Origin of the sequence: Corynebacterium sp. HMSC05D03, from assembly GCF_001807205.1 — a bacterium.
Classification (GTDB): domain Bacteria; phylum Actinomycetota; class Actinomycetes; order Mycobacteriales; family Mycobacteriaceae; genus Corynebacterium; species Corynebacterium aurimucosum.
In genome coordinates, this window is record NZ_KV788157.1 from 1 (window position 1) to 19,439 (window position 19,439).

At 60.8% G+C, this 19,439-nt stretch carries 22 protein-coding genes; 13 read left to right on the forward strand and 9 right to left on the reverse strand.

Annotated features, from left to right (window positions below):
* Window positions 1–462 precede the first annotated feature (462 nt).
* On the reverse strand, window positions 463–1,515 hold the full coding sequence (locus HMPREF3147_RS00210; protein WP_083276393.1) for a pseudouridine synthase: 1,053 nt from the start codon (window positions 1,513–1,515) through the stop codon (window positions 463–465).
* Between HMPREF3147_RS00210 and HMPREF3147_RS12765 the strand changes: the two genes are divergently transcribed.
* From HMPREF3147_RS12765 to HMPREF3147_RS00225, 4 genes are all read left to right on the forward strand, one after another.
* Window positions 1,451–1,591: a hypothetical protein gene (locus HMPREF3147_RS12765; protein ID WP_168160887.1), complete on the forward strand. Its 141-nt coding sequence runs from the start codon at window positions 1,451–1,453 to the stop codon at window positions 1,589–1,591. The two genes, HMPREF3147_RS00210 and HMPREF3147_RS12765, sit on opposite strands and share 65 nt — an antisense overlap.
* Window positions 1,592–1,637: 46 nt before the next feature.
* On the forward strand, window positions 1,638–2,534 hold the full coding sequence (locus HMPREF3147_RS00215; RefSeq protein ID WP_070443215.1) for a universal stress protein: 897 nt from the start codon (window positions 1,638–1,640) through the stop codon (window positions 2,532–2,534).
* A gap of 139 nt (window positions 2,535–2,673) precedes the next feature.
* Window positions 2,674–2,934 carry a GlsB/YeaQ/YmgE family stress response membrane protein gene (locus tag HMPREF3147_RS00220; protein ID WP_070443217.1) on the forward strand — a complete coding sequence of 87 codons (261 nt, stop codon included), beginning with the start codon at window positions 2,674–2,676 and terminating at the stop codon, window positions 2,932–2,934.
* A gap of 68 nt (window positions 2,935–3,002) precedes the next feature.
* A complete protein-coding gene (locus HMPREF3147_RS00225; RefSeq protein ID WP_070443219.1) occupies window positions 3,003–3,611 on the forward strand; it encodes a TetR/AcrR family transcriptional regulator in 609 nt (202 codons plus the stop codon).
* Here the strand turns inward: HMPREF3147_RS00225 and yidC are convergent.
* Entirely contained in the window at window positions 3,568–4,554 is a 987-nt protein-coding gene (gene yidC / locus HMPREF3147_RS00230) for a membrane protein insertase YidC (protein WP_070443221.1), read from the reverse strand. The two genes, HMPREF3147_RS00225 and yidC, sit on opposite strands and share 44 nt — an antisense overlap.
* Window positions 4,555–4,619: 65 nt before the next feature.
* Between yidC and HMPREF3147_RS00235 the strand changes: the two genes are divergently transcribed.
* Window positions 4,620–5,378, forward strand: coding sequence for a class E sortase (locus HMPREF3147_RS00235; RefSeq protein WP_070443223.1), 759 nt, complete (start codon window positions 4,620–4,622; stop codon window positions 5,376–5,378).
* Window positions 5,378–5,530, forward strand: a complete 153-nt coding sequence (locus tag HMPREF3147_RS12770; protein ID WP_010188461.1) for a hypothetical protein — start codon at window positions 5,378–5,380, stop codon at window positions 5,528–5,530. Before HMPREF3147_RS00235 ends, HMPREF3147_RS12770 begins: the two co-directional genes overlap by 1 nt.
* Window positions 5,531–5,550: 20 nt before the next feature.
* Here the strand turns inward: HMPREF3147_RS12770 and HMPREF3147_RS00240 are convergent, their stop codons facing one another.
* On the reverse strand, window positions 5,551–6,105 hold the full coding sequence (locus HMPREF3147_RS00240) for a DUF2020 domain-containing protein (RefSeq protein WP_070443336.1): 555 nt from the start codon (window positions 6,103–6,105) through the stop codon (window positions 5,551–5,553).
* On the opposite strand from HMPREF3147_RS00240, the gene HMPREF3147_RS00245 reads away from it, so the two are divergent.
* Both HMPREF3147_RS00245 and HMPREF3147_RS00250 read left to right on the forward strand, forming a co-directional pair.
* On the forward strand, window positions 6,104–7,276 hold the full coding sequence (locus HMPREF3147_RS00245) for a sensor histidine kinase (protein ID WP_070443225.1): 1,173 nt from the start codon (window positions 6,104–6,106) through the stop codon (window positions 7,274–7,276). The two genes, HMPREF3147_RS00240 and HMPREF3147_RS00245, sit on opposite strands and share 2 nt — an antisense overlap.
* Before the next feature lie 36 nt (window positions 7,277–7,312).
* Window positions 7,313–7,951: a LuxR C-terminal-related transcriptional regulator gene (locus HMPREF3147_RS00250; RefSeq protein WP_010188464.1), complete on the forward strand. Its 639-nt coding sequence runs from the start codon at window positions 7,313–7,315 to the stop codon at window positions 7,949–7,951.
* Here HMPREF3147_RS00250 and HMPREF3147_RS00255 read toward each other — a convergent pair.
* Together HMPREF3147_RS00255 and HMPREF3147_RS00260 are read right to left on the reverse strand one after the other, a co-directional pair.
* Window positions 7,948–8,265 (reverse strand): histone-like nucleoid-structuring protein Lsr2, encoded by a 318-nt coding sequence (locus tag HMPREF3147_RS00255; RefSeq protein WP_070443227.1) that lies wholly within the window; start codon window positions 8,263–8,265, stop codon window positions 7,948–7,950. The two genes, HMPREF3147_RS00250 and HMPREF3147_RS00255, sit on opposite strands and share 4 nt — an antisense overlap.
* A 102-nt stretch (window positions 8,266–8,367) precedes the next feature.
* On the reverse strand, window positions 8,368–9,000 hold the full coding sequence (locus tag HMPREF3147_RS00260; protein ID WP_070443229.1) for a DUF6474 family protein: 633 nt from the start codon (window positions 8,998–9,000) through the stop codon (window positions 8,368–8,370).
* Window positions 9,001–9,076: 76 nt separating this feature from the next.
* On the opposite strand from HMPREF3147_RS00260, the gene HMPREF3147_RS00265 reads away from it, so the two are divergent.
* Window positions 9,077–10,513: a TM0106 family RecB-like putative nuclease gene (locus HMPREF3147_RS00265; RefSeq protein ID WP_210384554.1), complete on the forward strand. Its 1,437-nt coding sequence runs from the start codon at window positions 9,077–9,079 to the stop codon at window positions 10,511–10,513.
* A gap of 125 nt (window positions 10,514–10,638) precedes the next feature.
* Here HMPREF3147_RS00265 and HMPREF3147_RS00270 read toward each other — a convergent pair whose 3' ends face one another.
* Window positions 10,639–11,871 carry a copper oxidase gene (locus tag HMPREF3147_RS00270; protein ID WP_210384555.1) on the reverse strand — a complete coding sequence of 411 codons (1,233 nt, stop codon included), beginning with the start codon at window positions 11,869–11,871 and terminating at the stop codon, window positions 10,639–10,641.
* A 71-nt stretch (window positions 11,872–11,942) separates the two neighbouring features.
* Window positions 11,943–13,094, reverse strand: a complete 1,152-nt coding sequence (locus HMPREF3147_RS00275; RefSeq protein WP_070443233.1) for an MFS transporter — start codon at window positions 13,092–13,094, stop codon at window positions 11,943–11,945.
* A 70-nt stretch (window positions 13,095–13,164) separates the two neighbouring features.
* On the opposite strand from HMPREF3147_RS00275, the gene HMPREF3147_RS00280 reads away from it, so the two are divergent.
* Entirely contained in the window at window positions 13,165–14,037 is an 873-nt protein-coding gene (locus HMPREF3147_RS00280; RefSeq protein WP_070443235.1) for a LysR family transcriptional regulator, read from the forward strand.
* A gap of 316 nt (window positions 14,038–14,353) precedes the next feature.
* On the opposite strand, the gene HMPREF3147_RS00285 is transcribed toward HMPREF3147_RS00280, so the two are convergent.
* Window positions 14,354–14,956: a superoxide dismutase gene (locus HMPREF3147_RS00285; protein ID WP_046647628.1), complete on the reverse strand. Its 603-nt coding sequence runs from the start codon at window positions 14,954–14,956 to the stop codon at window positions 14,354–14,356.
* Window positions 14,957–15,119: 163 nt separating this feature from the next.
* Between HMPREF3147_RS00285 and msrA the strand changes: the two genes are divergently transcribed.
* Window positions 15,120–15,770, forward strand: coding sequence for a peptide-methionine (S)-S-oxide reductase MsrA (gene msrA / locus HMPREF3147_RS00290; protein ID WP_070443237.1), 651 nt, complete (start codon window positions 15,120–15,122; stop codon window positions 15,768–15,770).
* Window positions 15,771–15,794: 24 nt separating this feature from the next.
* On the opposite strand, the gene HMPREF3147_RS00295 is transcribed toward msrA, so the two are convergent.
* Window positions 15,795–17,636, reverse strand: a complete 1,842-nt coding sequence (locus HMPREF3147_RS00295; protein WP_070443239.1) for an alpha/beta-hydrolase family protein — start codon at window positions 17,634–17,636, stop codon at window positions 15,795–15,797.
* 140 nt (window positions 17,637–17,776) lie between these two features.
* Here HMPREF3147_RS00295 and HMPREF3147_RS00300 point away from each other — a divergent pair, with 140 nt between their 5' ends.
* Window positions 17,777–18,724 carry an L-lactate dehydrogenase gene (locus tag HMPREF3147_RS00300; protein ID WP_070443241.1) on the forward strand — a complete coding sequence of 316 codons (948 nt, stop codon included), beginning with the start codon at window positions 17,777–17,779 and terminating at the stop codon, window positions 18,722–18,724.
* Window positions 18,724–19,428 (forward strand): glycerophosphodiester phosphodiesterase family protein, encoded by a 705-nt coding sequence (locus HMPREF3147_RS00305; protein WP_049156880.1) that lies wholly within the window; start codon window positions 18,724–18,726, stop codon window positions 19,426–19,428. The genes HMPREF3147_RS00300 and HMPREF3147_RS00305 overlap by 1 nt, the downstream gene beginning before the upstream one ends.
* Window positions 19,429–19,439: the final 11 nt, after the last annotated feature.

Here is a 19,439-nt window from a genome sequence, read left to right on the forward strand (position 1 = left end):
ACACCAAACAAAACAAACAACTCAATACAACCCCCTTTAGGGCCCTAGACATCACACGATGTCTAGGGCCCTGAAAGCGTTTTCACACCCTCATAAAACCCAACCGCACCAACTGTAGCTACCGGCCCGGAAACCCTAAAAGTACAGACCCGAAAGTACAGACCCACTGCGTGCTGTCAAGTACAGGCCCGCGTCTGCTGATCAGTCACGCTGCAGGTATGTACTTCCACGTCTGCACTTATAAAACACGCAACAACCAAGCCCAAGTAGCCAAGCACAGGCCCGGGCTCTTCCACCAAAACCCCGCCGAAAGCGGCCGAGCCGTCCTCAACAACAACGCTTACCCTGCCATCTAAGACACAACCCCACAACCCCGAAGTTGAGAACATCAAGCACCAAACTGCTTTCCAGGGTTCAGGCCATAGCCACTGTTCAGAGGCGATGGTATTTTCGTTTAACTATTTATGGATTTAATAGATGATAGGTCTGTAATGGTAATTGTGATGAGAATTCACGGTCGGCACCAGTTAAGGGGTCAACAAATGAAATGTGCGTTGCCGTCAAATGCATTGGTATCCGCATGTCTTCGGCCTCGGCAGGGTAAATGACCGGGTATATGGGGTCGCCAATAATGGGTGCTCCGGCTTGGAGCATATGGAGCCGTAATTGATGAGTCTTCCCGGTCTGTGGTTTGAGTGTGTACTTCGCTAGCTCAGGTAGTGCTCCGTGGATAGCTTCGTACGGGGCCTTATCTACTGGCTCCACGCCGGCGACTTCGGTGATGGCGTTGACTTCACCTTCGACGATGCGTCCTTGTAGTTCCCCCGGGGTCTTCTCCATGCGGGAGCGCCAGACGGTGCCGGGGGAGACGTCGGCAAGCGGCGCGATGGCTGCGTAGGTCTTGGTGACGCGGCGCTCGGCAAACAGCGTTTGGTAGGCGCCCCGTATGGAGCGGTCCTTGGTAAAGACGAGGATGCCGGAAGTGAGACGGTCGAGGCGATGCGCAGGGGAGAGCTCGTTGTTGCCTGTCATCCGGCGAAGGCGAACGGTGGCAGTCTCCGTAATGTGGCGGGCGCGAGGCATGGTGGCCATGAAAGGCGGCTTGTCGACCACCAGGAGGTGCTCGTCTTCGTGCAGGATGGGGATGTCGTAAGGGACGGGTGTCTCTGGAGCTGGCATGCGGTAGAAGTACACCATCGCGTTGGTGACGAGGATGCTATCGGGGCTAAGAGGGGTGCCGTCTTGGCGCACAACTTCGTTGGCGTCGAAGCGTGCCTGAAGAGCGGCCTCGTTGTCGTCGGGGTGGCGATGGCGCTGCGTGGTGATGAGATTGTGTATGAAGTCCCACGCGGTGATTGGCCCGTCGGATACGCGCGCGTGGGTGGGGTTTAGCCCATCGCGGATAGGAAGTGGTGTTGCGCCACGCCTTTTTTGCGATATTCTTTGTCCCATGGATTTCAACTCTATTCTCGCACCCGTCATCGATTTCTTCTCTAATGGTATCGGTGCCGTCATTCGTGACATTGTCGTGGCCGCCTACAACATTCTCTTCCCTGCCAACGCAGATGCTGCGACCACCCCACAGGTCTAATAATAGGTATTAGACTGGAAGTGTAAGCACTTCGAAAGGAAAGGTCATGGCAAAGGAAGACATTGTCGTCGTAGCCGTCGATGGTTCGGAAGCGTCGAAGAACGCCGTCCGCTGGGCTGCCAACACTGCGGTGAAGCGGGGTATCCCACTGCGTATCGCATCGAGTTATACGATGCCGCAGTTCCTCTACGCCGAAGGCATGGTCCCGCCGAAGGAGCTTTTCGATGACCTCCAGGCGGAAACCTTGCAAAAGATTGAGGAGGCCCGCGCCGAGGCCCACAAGGTTGCCCCGGATCTGAAGATTGGCCACACCGTGGCTGAAGGTTCCCCGATCGATATGCTGTTGGAGATGTCTAAGGACGTCACCATGATTGTGATGGGCTCCCGCGGCATGGGCGGTCTTTCCGGAATGGTCATGGGTTCGGTTTCTGCCTCCGTGGTCTCCCATGCCTCCTGCCCGGTGGTCGTAGTCCGTGAGGATAACCACGTCACTGAGTCCACCAAGTACGGTCCTGTCGTCATCGGTGTCGATGGCTCCGAGGTCTCCCAGAAGGCAACTGATTACGCCTTCAAGGAAGCGGATGCCCGTGGCGCAGAGCTGATTGCTGTTCACACGTGGATGGATATGCAGGTTCAAGCTTCCCTGGCTGGCCTCTCGGCAGCCCAGGCGGAGTGGGCTGAGGTGGAGAAGGAGCAGGCAGAACTGCTGACCGAGCGCCTTGCAGAGTTCCAAGAGAAGTACCCGGATGTACAGGTGAAGAAGGTTATCGCTCGTGACCGTCCTGTCCGTGCGCTGACGGAAGCTTCCGAGGGCGCTCAGCTGCTCGTCGTGGGTTCCCACGGTCGAGGTGGCTTCAAGGGTATGCTGCTTGGTTCTACCTCCCGCGCGTTGCTGCAGTCCGCTCCCTGCCCGATGATGGTGGTACGTCCGGACTCCGAGTAACCTTCGCATAACTCCGCTATAACGATTCGGGCCCATTTATTGGATAAATGGTGGGCCCGGGTCGTTTTGATGTTTTAACGCGTACGGTGGGAAGTGCGTAAATAAAAGCTATTTACTGTTGAGAGAAGGAGTGAGTGACATGGGACTTGGTCTCGGTTTCTTTGGATCGATTGTTGTTGGCATCATTGCGGGTTGGCTCGCAGAGAAGATTATGAAGCGTGACCAGGGGCTGTTCACCAACCTCATCGTTGGTGTTATCGGCGGCCTCATTGGTGGCGGTTTGCTGGCGCTGTTTAATAAGGATGTCGGCGATAGCTGGTTCCTGATGATTATTACTGCGACCGTCGGTGCTTGCATCCTGCTGTGGATCGTGGGGGCCATTACGGGCCGCAAGAAATAATAATTCGCATACATACCGGTTTGTCTATATTGTATAGATGAACCGGTTTTGTCATGTGAGGAGGAGAAATGGCCGAAAAGAAGTCGCGCCGTAATCGCCCGAGCCCGCGTAGCCGACTACTCGAATCCGCCACGCGGCTCTTTACCACCGAAGGTATCCGCGTCATCGGAATTGACCGCATCTTGCGCGAGGCAGATGTGGCAAAGGCTTCGCTCTATTCTCTTTTCGGCTCCAAGGATGCCCTCGTTATCGCCTATGTCGAGGCCCTCGATGAGGAATACCGCGCAGATTGGCAAAAGCGCACCGAAGATGCCACTGACCCGGAGAACAAGATCCTGGCTTTCTTCGACAAGGCCATCGAAGAGCAGCCAGCCATGGAGTTTCGCGGCTCGCACTTCCTTAACGCGGCTGGCGAATACCCACGCCCGGAGACAGACGCCGAGCGGGGCATCGTGGCCGCCTGCGTGGAGCACCGAACGTGGATTCATTCCACCATCACGGCACTTCTTAACGCCAAGAATGGCTACCCCTCAGAGGAGCAGGCGAGCCAGATTCTTATCTTCCTTGATGGTGGTCTCGCCGGCGCCCGCCTGACCCGTGACGTCGCCCCGCTCGTCACCGCGAAGCAGTTGGCTATTCAGCTTCTGTCGGCGCCTCCGGCCGATTATTCGATTTAAGAATTTTGCGTGCCTCCGCCACAATCGCAGAGTGGCGTTTGCGGGCAGCAGCCAACTCCTCCTTGTACGCAGGGTTGTCCTTGAGGCGCTGTTTGGCGGCTTTCTTCTCTTTCTTCTTTTCCTTAGCCCGCCAGCGTCGAATGCTCTCCCGCCGCTGTTCGTGGACAGCTTCCGGTAAGGGATAGCGCTTGTGCAGGATGAATTCGTACGCCAAAGTCTGTAGCAAGGTGAAGAGGTAGGAGCAGCCCCAGTAGAAAATGATGGTCACGGGGATGGGACCGTTCCACGCTACCGCCCACAGCATCCAGGGGATGAGAAAGACCGTGAGCGCCATGAACCACAACAAGCGGCGCGGAATCTTCTGATCGAAAAGAGTGGTGAGGTAGCCGCGGTAGAGCGTGATAAGGGTGTTCAGCGAGGTGAACGCGAGTGCCGCCACGAGCATCGGCAGGATCAAGTCGTGATGCTCGCGGGCGAAGTCGGTGAGGGGGACGCCGAAGACGGTGGAGGCGCGGAAGGAGGAGACGTCGTCAAGCGTGAGCATTCCCACCGGTTCATTCGCCGAGCCCGAGACTCTAAGGACCACCTGGTAGAGGCCGATGAAGGCTGGGAAGATGAGGAAAACCGGGAAACAACCCACCATGGGGTTGTGCTGGAAGCGTTCCTTAAGATCGCGCTGCTTGGTCAGGATAGTGACGGCATCATCGACAGAATCGGCCTGCTTGAGTCGTTCGTTGAGCTCGGTCATCTCCGGGCGCATGAGTGCGCCGATGCGGCCCTGCTTCACGGAAAGCCAATTCAGCGGAGCGATGATTCCCCGGACTGTGAGTACCAGGAAGACGATGGTGAGGATCCACGCCATCGAACCGTCCAGGAAAGAAGCAAATAGCAGGTGCCAGAGTTTCATGATTCCGGAGACCGGGTACATGAAGATGCTGATCATCGCCTACTCCTCTTCCTGCAGGGTGGTGGGGCACTTACACGTTACAGGGAGTCTAAGATGCTGGTATGCCTCACCCCACTGCACGCACTCGACCGACCGTAGGTACCGTCATCGGTGAGCTCATGCTGACGGCCGGCGTGCTGCTGCTGCTTTTCGCTTTCTATGAGTCCTATTGGACCAACATCAAGTCTGGCCAGATGCAGAACCAAGCCAATGAGACGCTGCAGGAAGAATGGCACAACCCGCGAGGAGGGGGCCACGCCCCGAAACTTGGTGAGGCCTTTGCGCGCCTCTACATACCGGCCTTTGGATCGGATTTCGCTTTCGCGGTTCTGGAAGGCACCAACGAGGATGATCTGTTGCGCGGACCAGGGCGCTACACGGAGACACAGATGCCCGGTGAGCCGGGAAATTTTGCCGTCGCCGGGCACCGCGTGGGCAAGGGCGCTCCCTTTAATGATCTGGGAAACCTGGATACCTGTGATGCCATCGTCATCGAAACCGAAACGGAGTGGATCACCTACCGTGTTTTGCCTATTGATGGTGTCCCGGGCGGCTGTTTCAGCCCAGAGCAGCAAGCCAAACCGGAGTACCATTCGGTGCAGGGCCGCCATATCACGCTGCCGGGCGATGTCAGTGTGCTCCACCCCGTCCCCGGTGCGGAGGGGGTTGAGCCCAGCGAATCCCTACTCACCCTCACCACGTGCCACCCGCAGTTTTCCAATGCGGAGCGCATGATCATTCACGCGATGGAGACTGACCGGGAGGCCAAAGCGCCCGGCACGGATGACAATGACCGCCCCGCCGTCTTGGAGGAGAACTAATGTATCGCGCACTCTGGAACTTGTTGCCCGGCCCCACCGCGGTGAAGGCGGTGCTGGCGCTGGCGCTGGCTGTGGGTGTTTTCTTCCTGCTCATGGAGGTTATTTTCCCTTGGGTGGCAGCGCAGATGCCCTATAACGACGTCGCCGTTTAGGCTTTTACACGCTTAGGTCTTTATAGACCTAAGCTCTTGATGGCTTCCTGGGCTATGAGCTGGGGCTTGAGGGTCTGCAGCTGGTTCGACCACACCACCACGGCGTGGTTGTCCTTCTGCACGGCAAAGACCGTGTGGTCCTCAAAGACGCCGCGCCCACCCGACCAGCCATCGAACTCGGCCAGCTCCGTGTCCTCTACCGGTGCGGCCCAATCCACGACGGCCCGGGCCTCCTCCACGCTGGGCATCTGCCGAACCAGGACGGTGGCCTGTGGATCCTCGGGGTAGGACCAGAACACGCAGGCGGGGGTGCTAAAGCGCTTGTCGACGCCCCACCGGGTCATCCTCTGCCCGTTGGTATCGGCCACCCATTGGGTATCCAGATAGGGGCAGTCTTCCCAGTCGCTGACTTCAGCCGTGGCGTCGATAGGTAGGCCATCGCCTGCGTCGGTGTGTGGCACCGAACTTGCGGCCGGGGTGCTGGGCGTGGGGTTGGATGCATCCGAGCATCCTGCGACGGCGAAGCCGATGCCGATCAGGCAGGCAGTAAGCGAGGGAAGTAGGCTGTGGCGCATGACGTCCACACTAGACCAGCGCTCGGTTGAATCGGATGCCCTGCGCAACGGTATCCACGTCCTGACAGCGACGCTGCTGGTGGTGGCAATTTTTACCACGGTACGCCTTCCTCTGTGGCAAGGTGTGTTGAACCTTTTGCTCTTGGTTTCTTTTGCCGTGGTGTACTTCGGGGGGTCGGCCTACTTAGAGACCCTGCCGCGCATCGCGCGTTATGGCTGGATAGTCATTCTCACGGTGTTGTGGCTAGCGGATATGGCGGTGGCGCCCGCGGCCATCTACCTGGTGTTTTCCCTGTACTTTGTGTACCTCTACGTACTGGAGATGATCCCCGGCATCATCTGCGTTATCGCGGCCACGGTGATGACCGTGCTGGTGCAGATACCGGGTGGGTTGTCCTTCGGCGGCATCATGGGCCCCGCGGTATCGGCCCTGGTGACAATCGCGATTACCTACGCCTTCCGCGCGCTGAGCCGTATGAACCAGGAATTGGTGAAGACCCGTTCGCAACTTGTGGAGTCTGAGCGCACGGCAGGCATGACGGCTGAGCGCCAGCGCATCGCCCACGAGATCCACGACACCCTGGCGCAGGGCCTGTCCTCCATCCAGATGCTGCTGCATGCCGCTGACCGAGACCTCGACCAAGAGGATATTCCCAAAGCACAAGAGCGCATTGAGCTCGCGCGGCGCACCGCAGCGGATAACCTCCATGAAGCGCGCGCCATGATTGCGGCACTTCAGCCGGCGGCACTCTCGGAAACTTCCCTGGGAGCTGCCATGACGCGGATGGCGGATAATTTCGCGGCAACCGGTGGGGTCGACGTGTCTGTGGACGTTGAGGGCGATACGCAGCAGTTGCCCATGAAGGTGGAAGCAGCACTGTTGCGGATTGCGCAGGGAGCGATGGGGAACGTCGTCAAGCACGCTCACGCCAGCAAGGCGCGGGTCACCGTGACCTATGCGCCGGATGAGGTGCGCGTGGACGTCGTGGACAATGGAGAGGGCTTTGATGTCGCGGCGGTGGAGAATAAGCCGGCGGGTTTGGGCCATATTGGTCTATCGGCGATGCGCAGGCGCGCAGAGGAGCTCGGCGGAGAAGTCGTGATTGAATCCACGCCAGGCAGCGGCACGGCGGTCTCAGTTAGTGTGCCCTTAGATAACGATGTAGATTAGGAAATTGTCCACACTGTACCAATGAGGAGGAAGCCCGTGATTAGGGTCTTGCTTGCCGACGACCACGAGATCGTACGCTTAGGTCTACGCTCGGTGCTCGAGGGAGCAGAGGATATCGAGGTCGTGGGCGAGGTAGCTACGGCCGAGGCCGCTGTTTCCGCGGCACAGGCGGGTGGCATCGACGTCCTCCTCATGGATCTGCGTTTCGGCGCGGGCATCGAAGGCACGCGCGTCATGGGCGGCGCGGAAGCAACCGCTGCTATCCGCTACTCCATGGAGAATCCCCCCAAGGTGCTCGTGGTGACCAACTATGACACCGACGCGGATATCCTCGGAGCCATCGAGGCCGGAGCGGTGGGCTACCTGCTGAAGGATGCGCCACCGGTGGAGTTGCTCGCGGCGGTACGTTCGGCGGCCGAAGGAGATTCGGCACTCTCGCCCGTGGTGGCCGATAAACTGATGACCCGCGTGCGTACCCCGCGCACCTCCCTTACCCCGCGCGAGCTTGAAGTATTGAAGCTGGTGGCGGCGGGTTCCTCCAACCGTGAGATCGGTGTGGAACTGATGCTGTCAGAGGCGACGGTGAAGTCTCACCTAGTTCACATCTACGACAAACTAGGCGTGCGCTCCCGCACCTCCGCCGTGGCTGCTGCCCGCGAGCAGGGCGTTCTTTAAAGATTGTTGGCGTTGCGGTACGCCAAAATCACCTCGTTGGGGATCTTGCCGCGCTCAGCTACCTGGTAGCCGTGCTTGGCGGCCCACGCGCGGACATCGGCTGGCTTATAGCGGTGGGTGTCCTTTTTAACGGGGTGGCGGGCCGCCTTGATGAAGGGGTCCAGCGCAGCGTGGAATTTGTCGGCGTTTTCTTGGGATACGTCGAGAAGATAGTCCTTACCGTCAACGCTGAAGCGGATGACGATCAGTTCTTCCTCACTGAGGGGCTTGTTATCGATATCATCAAAAAACTGAGTGATTTCGCGGCGGGCCATGAATCTCCATTCCGGCTGAACAATGTGGATACGCGACGAGTGTCCTCCCCGCTTGGGGGAGGGTAGTGCGGCTTGAAGGGTAGACGTCTGCGCGCTGAGAGGCTAAGCGCCCAGCTTGGCCTGGATTTCGTCGTTCAGTGAGTCAATCTCGCCGGAAATAGAGCGGTGCGCGCGCTGACGCTGCTGATCAGTCATGTACTCGGCATTGTCAATCGCGGAGTCAAGCTCGTTGAGGCGCTCCTTGACGTCGCGCTTGAAACCAGCGGGAAGCTGCGCGTCCTTGAGAGAGTTGCGGATACCCGCGGTGCGGGCCTTGAGCGGCGCGCCGTGGCCGGAGAAGGACGCCAGCTGTTCGGCGCTGACACCGGCTTTCTGCGCGCGCTTCTTTTCCACCTCGCGCTGGGCGGCAGTGATGCCGCGGTAGATCAAGGGCAAAAGAAGCGGTGCTGCGGTGCGCAGGGCACCGGCATAGCGCTTGACATTGTCCTTATTAAAACGGCCCTGCTTGATGCGTTCGAGTTCTTTCTTGGCCATTTTGTACTCGTGTTGGCGGCGCTTCTTTAAGCCCTTTTCCTCAGACTTAATAAGTGCCTTTTCTTGCTTGGCCAGCAGCTTCTGCTGGCGGTGCTTGGCCTTATCTGCAGCCTTGACCTCTGCCTTTGCGCGGGTCTTAGCGGCCTTGATCTCAGCGCGGGCCTCACGGCGGGCCTTGCGGATTTTCTTCATAATGCCCATTGAAACGTCCTTTTATTAATCTATCTTTAGGGTCTCGCTACAACTCTAGCAAGGTGGTCTACTAAGCTCACCTGCTGTGAAGGATGTGCTCGTTGCCACGGATCTTGTGGGCTGCCGTTATCGCTTAGTGCAGCGCCGCGCGCATCCCGAGATCCCACGCACCGCAGTGAGCCAAGCCCGCGCGGAGCGCCACGCGGCCGCCATCGATGCTGCGCTCAGCCGCCTTCCCAAGAAGGGACCGGGGCGTTTCCGCCGGATTGACCTGGAGGGGGATGATTTCGAGCGGGCGCTTGCCACACTGGAAGCACTTGTTCATGGCTATACGCACATTACGAACGCTGTGTTTTCTACTTCCGAGTGGATGGTGCGCGTGGAGCTCCTGGTCCGAGATGGGGATAAATACAGCCCCGTCATCGTCTCCGATCACCGCGTGGCCCGCCCGCACGAGAGCTCGCGCACCCTGGTTGTCCCTACCCATCGTTTGGGGTTGAGTGAGCCGCTACCGGCAAAGTACAAGATTCGGCACCATGCCATCGACGGCTACCGGTTGGCCCTGGCCGCCCGGGGCCTGGAAGAAGTAGGCCTGAATTCCGGCAGGGGCGCGGCGATTGGGCAGGACCGCAGCCAGGCTTTTGTCACGGATACCTCGCGTTTTGCCATCGATGAGGCGCTGGCACAACCGCTGCCCGAGGGCCCGCGCCGCGTTAAAGAGTGCGCCTCCTGCCGCTTTTGGCCCTTGTGCCGGGAAGAGCTGGAAGCCCGCGATGACATTTCCCTCTTCCTGCCGGGCGACCGCGCCAACCCCTACCGCGAGCGGGGCATTACGACAGTGCAGGGGCTTATCGACGCCTCCTTCGGCGCCCCCTCCGCCCTTGCAGCCGCCTGGCGCGAAGGTATTCCCCTGCTGCGCCGCGGGCAGGTCAGCGTTCCTCGCGCGGATGTAGAAGTCGACGTCGATATGGAGGCCTACCTGGATCAAGGCGCTTACTTGTGGGGTGCACTCCTGGACGGTGAATACCATTCTTTTGCCACGTGGGAGCCGCTCGGTGGCCGGGCGGAGGCGGAGAATTTCGCTGAGTTCTGGGAGTGGCTCATGGGGGTTCGTGCTGAAGCACATGCGGCGGGAAAGACCTTCGCAGCCTACTGCTACTCCGCCCATGGGGAGAACCATTGGATGCGCAGGTCCGCGCAGCGCTTTTCTGCACCCAACCTCCAGGAGGTGGAAGAGTTCATCTCCTCGGAGGAATGGGTGGATATGTTTGTCCACGTCAAACGCAGTTTCGCTGGCACTGCGGGGCTGGGTCTGAAGACCGTGGCTCCCATTGCGGGTTTCGAATGGCCGGAAGAGTTTGATGGCGAAGAATCCGTTAACGCCCGCCGCGCCGCGCTTGCCGGGGATGCCGCCGCCCGTGCGCAGATCCTGCGCTACAACGCGGGCGATGTGCGCGCTACCCATGCCGTCCGCGAGTGGATGTCTCACGGCTCGCCGGGCGTGCCACCCCTCGAGCCCTAGCTGCTGCGCCAGGCTTTCGCCCCCAAACCCCCAGACCTGAAACCCGCAACCTGCAGGTGGGCGTCGCCAAGCGCTTGCCGACGCCCACCTCTCACCAGGAGGTTGCGGGATCGAGGTCTGGGGATCTACAGGATGAGGCTAAGTCCGCCGAGGATGATGAGCACCGCAAGGGCCACCCACGCCTGGTCCCAGTCTGTGGTGGTCGTCGGGGCTGGGCCCTCGGCCTTCTTGAGCAGCACGGCTTTCTGGGCCTTGACCGCGCGGGCGGTGAGGATGGGGAAGATGGCCATGGAGCCGAGGCAGAGCAGCGAGGCGGCAACCATGATGAGGGAATTAGAGGTGGCCAGCCACAGGGCGAGCCCGCCGTTGACGAACGCAGAGCGCCCGAGCCCCCACCGGTTGTATTCACGCAGGCCAGCCCGCACCGCTGAGGGGCCGCCGCCCATAGTGGTCGGCAGCATATAGCCCATGACGCCGATGAGCAGTTGGGCGCCAAAGCCCACGACGAGCGCGAGCATGGGAATCTTTGGCTCGCTGGAAAAGAAATGCTGGGTGGTGTAGTACACCAGACCGCCGAGCAGCCAGAAAGAGGAAAAGAGCACGGACAGAGCCGGGAAGGTAATGCGTCCGTGCGGATCGCGCACCACGGTGAGAACGTTGACGAGCCAGCCCTGCAGGCCGAGCGCCCAGCCCACGCAGTAAAGGATGAGGCCTACGTGCGGGACATTCCAGATGCTGCCCACCAGAGTAGCTAGCACGCCTAGGCCCAGCAGGGTGAAGTTCAGGCTCATGCGCTGATTGATTCCCTTGGTGCGCCAGATGGAGGGCAACAAGATGGTCAGGGAGCCGGCTGCCGCAAGGCCCACGAAGCCGCCAATATTGGCAGCCACGTGGGCGACGAGTAGGCGCGGATGGGAGGGGTGCGTCGCGAGGAAAGCGCCCAGGGTCGCGCCTACGGCGAGGAAGAAGGCAGAGGCTACGTACGCAGCAACGACAGGGCGGAATCGTTTGGATTCCGCTTGGCGCCATAAGGCAAAGAGGGCCACGCCGTGCCAGGCCACGGCAGTCGCGACGAGTGCGGCGCCCACCTGCGTAAGCAGCCAGTGCCATTCCCAGGCTTCGACGAGCGTCTGACCTACGAGGGTGAAGATAGCGCCTGTGTTCAGCAGATAAATGCGTGCGAGCTGCCGCGGGCGGGCAGAAAGAGGTACTTTGATCTGCACGAACTTCTCGGTGAGATGCTGGGACCACACCACGATGCTGTTGCTGAGGATGCCGAGCGTGAAGAGGTGGATGAGGACCCAGCGGTAGTTCGGGATAAAGGTATGGATTGCGCCGGCGAGGAGAAAGATCATCATCCACAGGCTGACAGGTCGGGATGCTTTCCTGTGCCATGTGCGCGGCGACCACTTATCCATAAAACACGATTTTATCCGGTTTTTCTCACGGCCCAACTCAGTGCCGCGATACCCGCGGCGAGGGCGGCGTAGACGGCAATGAAGCCGGTCCACGACAGGGAGTCAAAGAGCACGCCGGCCAGCGCGCCCAGGATAGAACTGCCCAGGTAGTAGAAGAAGACATAGAGGCTGGAGGCCTCCGCGCGGTCGTGGGTGGCAATGTGTCCGACCCAGCCTGACGCGGTGGAGTGTGCGGCGAAAAAGCCGATGGTAAATAACACGATGCCCAGCAGGGTGGGGATCAGCGAGCCCATGCACAGTGCGATGCCCACGGCAAAGAGCGCGCAGGAAAGCAGAAGCGTGTTCGCGTGGCCCACTTGGGTCACTAGCCGGCCTGCCCGCGCCGACGACCACGTGCCGGTGAGGTAGAAGAGGAAGACCAAGCCAGCCAAGCCCGGCGAGAGGTGGAAGTGGTCGATGAGCCGAAAAGCCAGGAAGTTATAGAGGGACACGAAGGTGCCCATGGCCACGAAGGCCACGATGAATAAGGGGATGAGGCGGGTGTCCCGGGCATGGCGGAAGATGGCGCGCAGCTCCGAGCGGAAGTGAATCTCCTTGGGGGTGAAGTTCTGCTGGTAGGGCAGCAAGATCGCGGCGATGATGGCGAGGATGAGCGTGACCAGGCTAGAGCCCGCCAGTGCCCAGCGCCAGGACGTGAGCTCGAGCAACCCGGTCGGGATGAGGCGGCCGGTGAGCCCGCCAATGGTGGTGCCGGCGATGTACAACCCCATGGCACGGGCAACGTAGGAGCTTTCGAGCTCCTCTGAGATCCAGGCCATGGCGGTAGCAGGTGCGCCGGCGATGACGGCGCCCTGGAGCGCGCGGGTGGCGATGAGGATCTCCGGATTGGGTGCTAGCGGAACAAGCATGCCGATGAGCGTGGCGGCAATGGTGGAGACGAGCAGGAGCTTGCCGCGCCCAATGCGCTCGGAAATGATGGAGACTGGGATGACGCAGACGGCCAGCGCGCCGGTCGCGGCGGAAATAGTCATGGCGGCCTCAGTGGAGGACATGCCCATGTCCTCCACCAACGTGGGCAGCATGGCTTGGGTGGGGTAGAGGCAAGAAAAAATTGCCAGGCCCACGAAGAGCATGGCAATGGTGGCGCGCCGCGTTCTGGTCATGCACCAAGCATGGCCTAGCGCGGGTTATGTGTAAAATGTCTAAAAGTTACATAAAGCATGCGAGGTGTGCATGAATCTGGAGGATGTGCGCGGCGTCGTCGCCGTGGCCGACCATGGCCTCGTCGGCGCGGCTGCCGACGCCCTCGGGCTCTCCCAATCCGCGCTGACCCGCCGCGTGCAGCGCATCGAAGCCGAAGTGGGGGCCAGCCTGTTTGAGCGCAGCGGCCGGCGTCTGCGGCTCAATGCGCGCGGCCGGGCCTTCGTGGAACACGCGCGGCGGATGCTTTTGTCGGAAGCCGCTGCGCGCGATGCTGTGTCCCGACTTATGGATCCGGAGCGCGGTACCGTGCGCCTCGATTTCATGCATTCCCTGGGCACGTGGATGGTCCCGGAGCTACTCAAGGCTTATCGCGCTCAACACCCGCACGTGGATATTCGCCTGCACCAGGGCGCGGCGCGCGAGCTCGTGGAGAGAGTAGCCGCCGGCGAGTCCGACTTGGCGCTGGTCGGCCCCCGCCCTACCGCCCCCGGCCCGCTAGGGTGGCACCAGCTCAAGCTGCAACGCTTAGGCCTAGCGGTTCCCGAAGGCCATTGGGCCGCAGGAAGAGACGGGGTGCGCATGGAAGACTTCCGCGATGAACCCTTCATCGGCATGCTGCCGGGTTATGGAACGCGCATGCTTCTGGATTCCCTGGCAGGCGAAGCCGGTTTTAGCCCCCGCCTGGTCTTCGAGTCGATGGAGCTGACCACCGTGGCCGGCCTCGTGGCCGCCGGACTGGGATCAGCGTTGCTGCCGCTTGATGACCCGTACCTGAAAGCCCGCAACCTCATTCCCTTAGAACCGGAGGCCTACCGTGAGCTGGGTTTGGTGTGGCGCGAGGGCGATGATGCCCCGCCGGTGGAGCACTTCAAGGATTTCGTTGTGGCACGCACCGCTGACTAGCTATCGAACGGCAGCGCGGCCGCCAACGCGCGGAGCGCTTCAGGGCTGGAGACCTCGTGTGGCAGCCTGGCACTGGTGCTCCCAGGCGGCAGAGTGTCTTAACGGATAGGCCAACTGCCCAACATGACGAAGATCCCTCTCGGATCTGCAATGACGGCGCATAACTTTGGCGGATCGGGCAGTTGTGGTCTGGATATCGGGGTTGGGTGGTCCTCCGCAAAGCCTGTAGAGGGAGCCAAAACGCGAAACCGCGCTGAGCCTCAATGAAGAGGACCCAGCGCGGTCAGCTATGTGGCCTTAAATGAGGCCAGAGTGCTTACTTGGTGGCAGCAGCGTAACGCTCAGCAACGTCATCCCAGTTGAAGACGTTCCAGACAGCCTTGACGTAATCAGCCTTCACGTTCTTGTACTGGAGGTAGAAGGCGTGCTCCCACATATCCAGCATCAGCAGCGGGGTGAAGTTCACGGAGATGTTGCCCTGCTGATCGGTCAGCTGCTCAATAATCAGGCGGCCAGCAACATGGTCATAGCCCAGAACTGCCCAACCGGAGCCCTGCAGGCCGGTAGCAACAGCGGAGAAGTGAGCCTTGAACTTCTCGAAGGAACCGAAGTCGCGGTTAATAGCCTCAGCCAGCTCGCCGGTGGGCTCGCCGCCACCGTTCGGGGAGAGGTTCTTCCAGAAGATGGAGTGGTTGGTGTGGCCACCCAGGTTGAAGGCAAGGTTCTTGGACAGGGCGCGGATAGCGTCAGCGTTAGCCTCGCCGTTGCGCTGCTCCTCCAAGGCCTCGAGCGCAGCGTTAGCACCAGCAACGTAGCCAGCGTGGTGTTTGGAGTGGTGCAGCTCCATGATCTCGGCGGAGATGTGCGGCTCTAGAGCATCGTATGCGTAGTCGAGTTCCGGAAGTTCGTAAACAGCCATTTGTGTCATCCTTTCTTTGGGGTACGAGGCCCCATGGTAGGGATCAAATGAGAATTTGGCCACAATATTTTTTCTATGGTAGAGGCCATGAACAAAAACCTGGATTGTGGGCAGCGCAGCGGAGTATAAGGGGAGGACAGCACTAAGTGAAGGAGATCCCAGCATGTTTCTTTTCAAACCAGAACCCAAGCTGGTGGCAGCGGAGGACGCCCTTCCCGGGCGCGCCGAGCCCGTCTTGGATAACCCGCAGCCCCATGCGGTGCTAGGCACTCCGATTACTGGACCGTGGAAGGAAGGGCAGAAGTCTCTCATCATCGCCATCGGTTGTTTCTGGGGCGCGGAGAAGATGTTCTGGGAAACTGAGGGCGTGGAGTCCACGTCCGTGGGCTATGCGGGCGGCACCACGCCTAACCCGACCTACTACGAGGTCTGCCGCGGGCTGACCAACCACGCGGAGGCGGTGCAGATTACCTATGACCCGCAGCGCGTGAGCCTGCGCGACCTTGTGATCAAGGCCTTGGAAGCCCACGATCCGACTCAAGGATTCCGCCAGGGCAACGACGTGGGTACGCAGTACCGTTCTGCGTTCTACCCAGAGACCGACGAGGAGCGCCAAGAGATCCAGCAGCTCGTGGATTCCTACGCAGGCAAGCTTGCCGACGCCGGCTTCGGCGCCACCACCACCGAAGTCACCCTCCTCAGTGAGACAGACTCGGGAGAGTATTACCTGGCCGAGGACGAACACCAGCAGTACCTGCACAAGATGCCCAACGGCTACTGCCCGCACCACAGCACCGGCGTGAAGTGCGGCTAGCGCGGTGAGCGCGCGGGCGCGCGGCTAGAGCTGTTTGCGCACGTGCGTCCGAAAGTCGGAAGGTTTGTTGAGCTGGTCGCGCTCCACAAAGTCCCGCATGCGCTCAGCTAGCTCCGGAGTGAGCTGGGTGCGGGTTTGGGATCCGAGGACGGAATCCCAGTACCAGAAGGTTTCCTCGAAGTAGTTGTGCCCGTGGCCGCCCGGCACGTTGAGCGAGTTGATCTGGTCCAGTGCTACCTGCCAGAAGGTGATGAACGGATGCCAGCGCAGGTTGTTAAAAGTATCTGCGTACAAGGTCTGCGGGGTCGGCTCGTGGATCCAGTTGGGACGAGCATAAATGAGCTTGCTATCCCACCACACGATGGCATCGGAGGCGTGTTGCCCCACCGCTACCCGCGGGCGCTCCCAGGGGCCATAAGGCTCGCCGAAGGCATCGTGCTCCATGTGGGCGGGGACTGCGGCGAAGCGGAGGTGCCGGCCGCCGTCGATAAGCGGCAAGCGCTCCAAGGAGCCGCGTTCGCGGTGCAGGCGGCGCATGAAACTGGTCATCCGGGGCGGCCCAGTGAATACCGCGCCATCGCACGCCGCGAGCAAATCTTCGACCGTCTCATAGTTTTCCACGATGGCATAGCAGCCCAGGGATTCGCCGCTTAAGTACAGCTTGGGGCGGTTGTCCTCGGGCAAGAGCTCGAGGCGGGCGTGAACAGCGGCGATGAGCTCGCGCGCAAAAGTGCGGGAGAGGTTTTTATCCACCAGGTAGGAAAACATGGAGGGAAGATAGTCGAATTGCAAGGCCACGGTGGCGCAATTGCCGCGCGTGAGGAATTCATAGCCACTGACCGAATAATTATTGATCCAGCCTGAGCCGGAGGGCATCTGCAGCACGATGGTGTCGCGGTGGAAGGCCCCCGTGCGGTCCATCTCCGCCACCGCGTGGCGGGCGGCGGCGTGCGGACCACGGCCGCGGATGAGGCCGATGTAAATGCGTATTGGTTCGCGCGCTCGGTCAAAGTGCATGACCTCTTTGATGTCTTGGGCGCGGGGGCCACGGTCGAGAAAAACGCGGCCCTGTGAGCCGACAGCCGTCCACTGCTCGTGGGACCATGGGCTGCCGGAGCGTTCCGGCTCCCACGGCATGACAGATCCCGGATAGACGAGCTTGTTGAGGGCAAGGCCCTGGATAGTGGCTTTGTGGAGCAGCCGGCGCCAGACCATGCGGTCGCTGGCCACGGCCGCGGCGAAGCCCACCGCGCCGCCGGCTAGGGGCCAGGCAATCCACCGGGGCAGCCAACGCTGCACCTGGAGAGAAAGTTGAGTGACGGTAAGCTGAGCCGCCTCCCCTACGATAAGCAAGGCGCCGTAGCCTGCGGTACCCACCATCATTCCTAGTGCGGCGGATTGCGGGCCGCGGTCATTGAGTTTGCCCACGAGGCGGGCCTGCTCTGTTTGGTTGCGCAGGGAGCGTATGCCCGCGATGAAGGTTCCGAGCCCCAGCAAGTAGTAGGAATAGCGCCGAGTGGTGGGGCCGACCCGATCCTGGGGGCGCCGGCCCGCGTGGCGTAGGGCGCGCTTGGCTGCGAAAGCCGCGGTGGTGGCGGCGAGATGTCCCGCGCCTTGGCCGATGGCCACGTTGGCAGCGGTAACCCACCACGGGCGTGGCAATAGCGACGGGGAGACGGCTGCCCAGGTCGCTACTTCGGCGCCGAAGAGCCCGGGCCACATATTTTGCGGCAGGCGCCGCCTGCCGGTCATGCGCATTCCAGGGGTGAGATCACTGATGAGCTCCAAGGAAAAGATGGCAGCCTGAAGTCCTGTGCGGGCGGTTTTGAGGGCGATGCGGCGCGCGAGTTGACGCATGCTGGCCATTGAACCAGCTTTGGGGCGAACGTGCAGTGATGCCACTAATCAGACCTAATCGGGCATAAAAATGTGAGATCGGACTACTTAACCTGTGAATTCGGGCGCATAACGAGCAAAACTCGGACATTAGGGGCACAATAGGAGTCATGGGAAATCATGTTGGAAACAAAGTAGTACTCATCGGCGCTGGCGACGTTGGAGTTGCTTACGCCTACGCTCTGGTCAACCAGGGCACTGTTGATCACCTGGCCATCATCGACATCGACGAAAAGAAGCTCGAGGGCAACGTCATGGACCTCAACCATGGCGTCGTCTGGGCCCCGTCCCGCACCCGCGTGACCAAGGGTACCTACGAAGACTGCAAGGACGCCTCCATGGTCGTCATCTGCGCCGGTGCCGCACAGAAGCCCGGCGAGACCCGCCTGCAGCTCGTGGACAAGAACGTCAAGATCATGAACTCCATCGTGGCGGACGTCATGAAGAATGACTTCGACGGCATCTTCCTGGTCGCCTCCAACCCGGTGGACCTGCTGACCTACGCAGTGTGGAAGGCCTCCGGCTTCCCGCACCAGCGCGTCATCGGCTCCGGCACCGTCCTGGACTCGGCCCGCTACCGCTACATGCTCTCTGAAATGGATGACGTGGCACCGACCTCCGTCCACGCCTACATCATCGGTGAGCACGGCGATTCCGAGCTGCCGGTCGTCTCCTCCGCCAACATCGCAGGTGTCTCCCTGTCCCACCGTTCTGAAAAGGACCCGGGCTACAACGAGCGCATCGAGAAGATCTTCGAGGACACCCGCGACGCTGCCTACCACATCATCGACGCTAAGGGCTCCACCTCCTACGGCATCGGCATGGCCCTGGCCCGCATCACCCGCGCGGTCATCCAGAACCAGGCCGTCGCTCTCCCGGTCTCTGCCTACCTGCAGGGCGAGTACGGCCACGAGGATGTCTTCATCGGCACCCCGGCCATCGTTGACCGCTCCGGCGTCAACCGCGTTATCGAGCTGGCCCTCGATGATCACGAGAAGGAGCGCTTTGAGAACTCCTTCAACACGCTCAACACCATCAAGGAAGAAATCTTCGGCTAGTGAAGATTGTCGCCCACAGGGGATACTCCGGGAAATATCCGGAGCTATCCCCTCTTGCCTTTGAGAAAGCGCTCGAGCTACCCATTCACGGTATCGAGTGCGATATCCGCCTGAGCAGCGACGGCAAGGTGGTGGTTCATCACGATCCCACACTGGACCGCACCACGAATGGCTCAGGCCGAGTGTCTCGGATGACCTGGGAGGAGCTGCGCCGCCTGAAGATTGGCGGCGGCCAGCGCATGCTGCTTCTCGACGAACTCCTCGACATGCTCGGGGATAAGAAGCACCACCTCTACATTGAGACCAAGCATCCCTCGGGGCAAGGCGACATCCTCGAAGAACAGATGGTGCTGCGGCTGCGCTACGCAGGGCTTCTCGACGACCCCCGGATCCACATGATTTCCTTTTCCCACCGGGCCATTCGTCGAATGGCAGCACTTGCCCCGCACGTCGACCGCATCTACCTGCGCCGCGATTGGGAGCGCCATTTCAACCGTCCCGACATCCTGTTGTCGCAGCCCACTGGCCTGGGCATGTCGCTGTTGCGCGGCAAGCTGCAGCCCGACGCGATCGGCGCGCACGGCTTGCCCACGTACATGTGGACCATCGATAAACCCGCGGACATGAAGTGGGCGTGGGCCAACGGGGTAGATATTCTCGCCACGAACCAGCCGGAAGTGGCCCTGCATGCCATTGAGCTGTAATGAACAGGTAA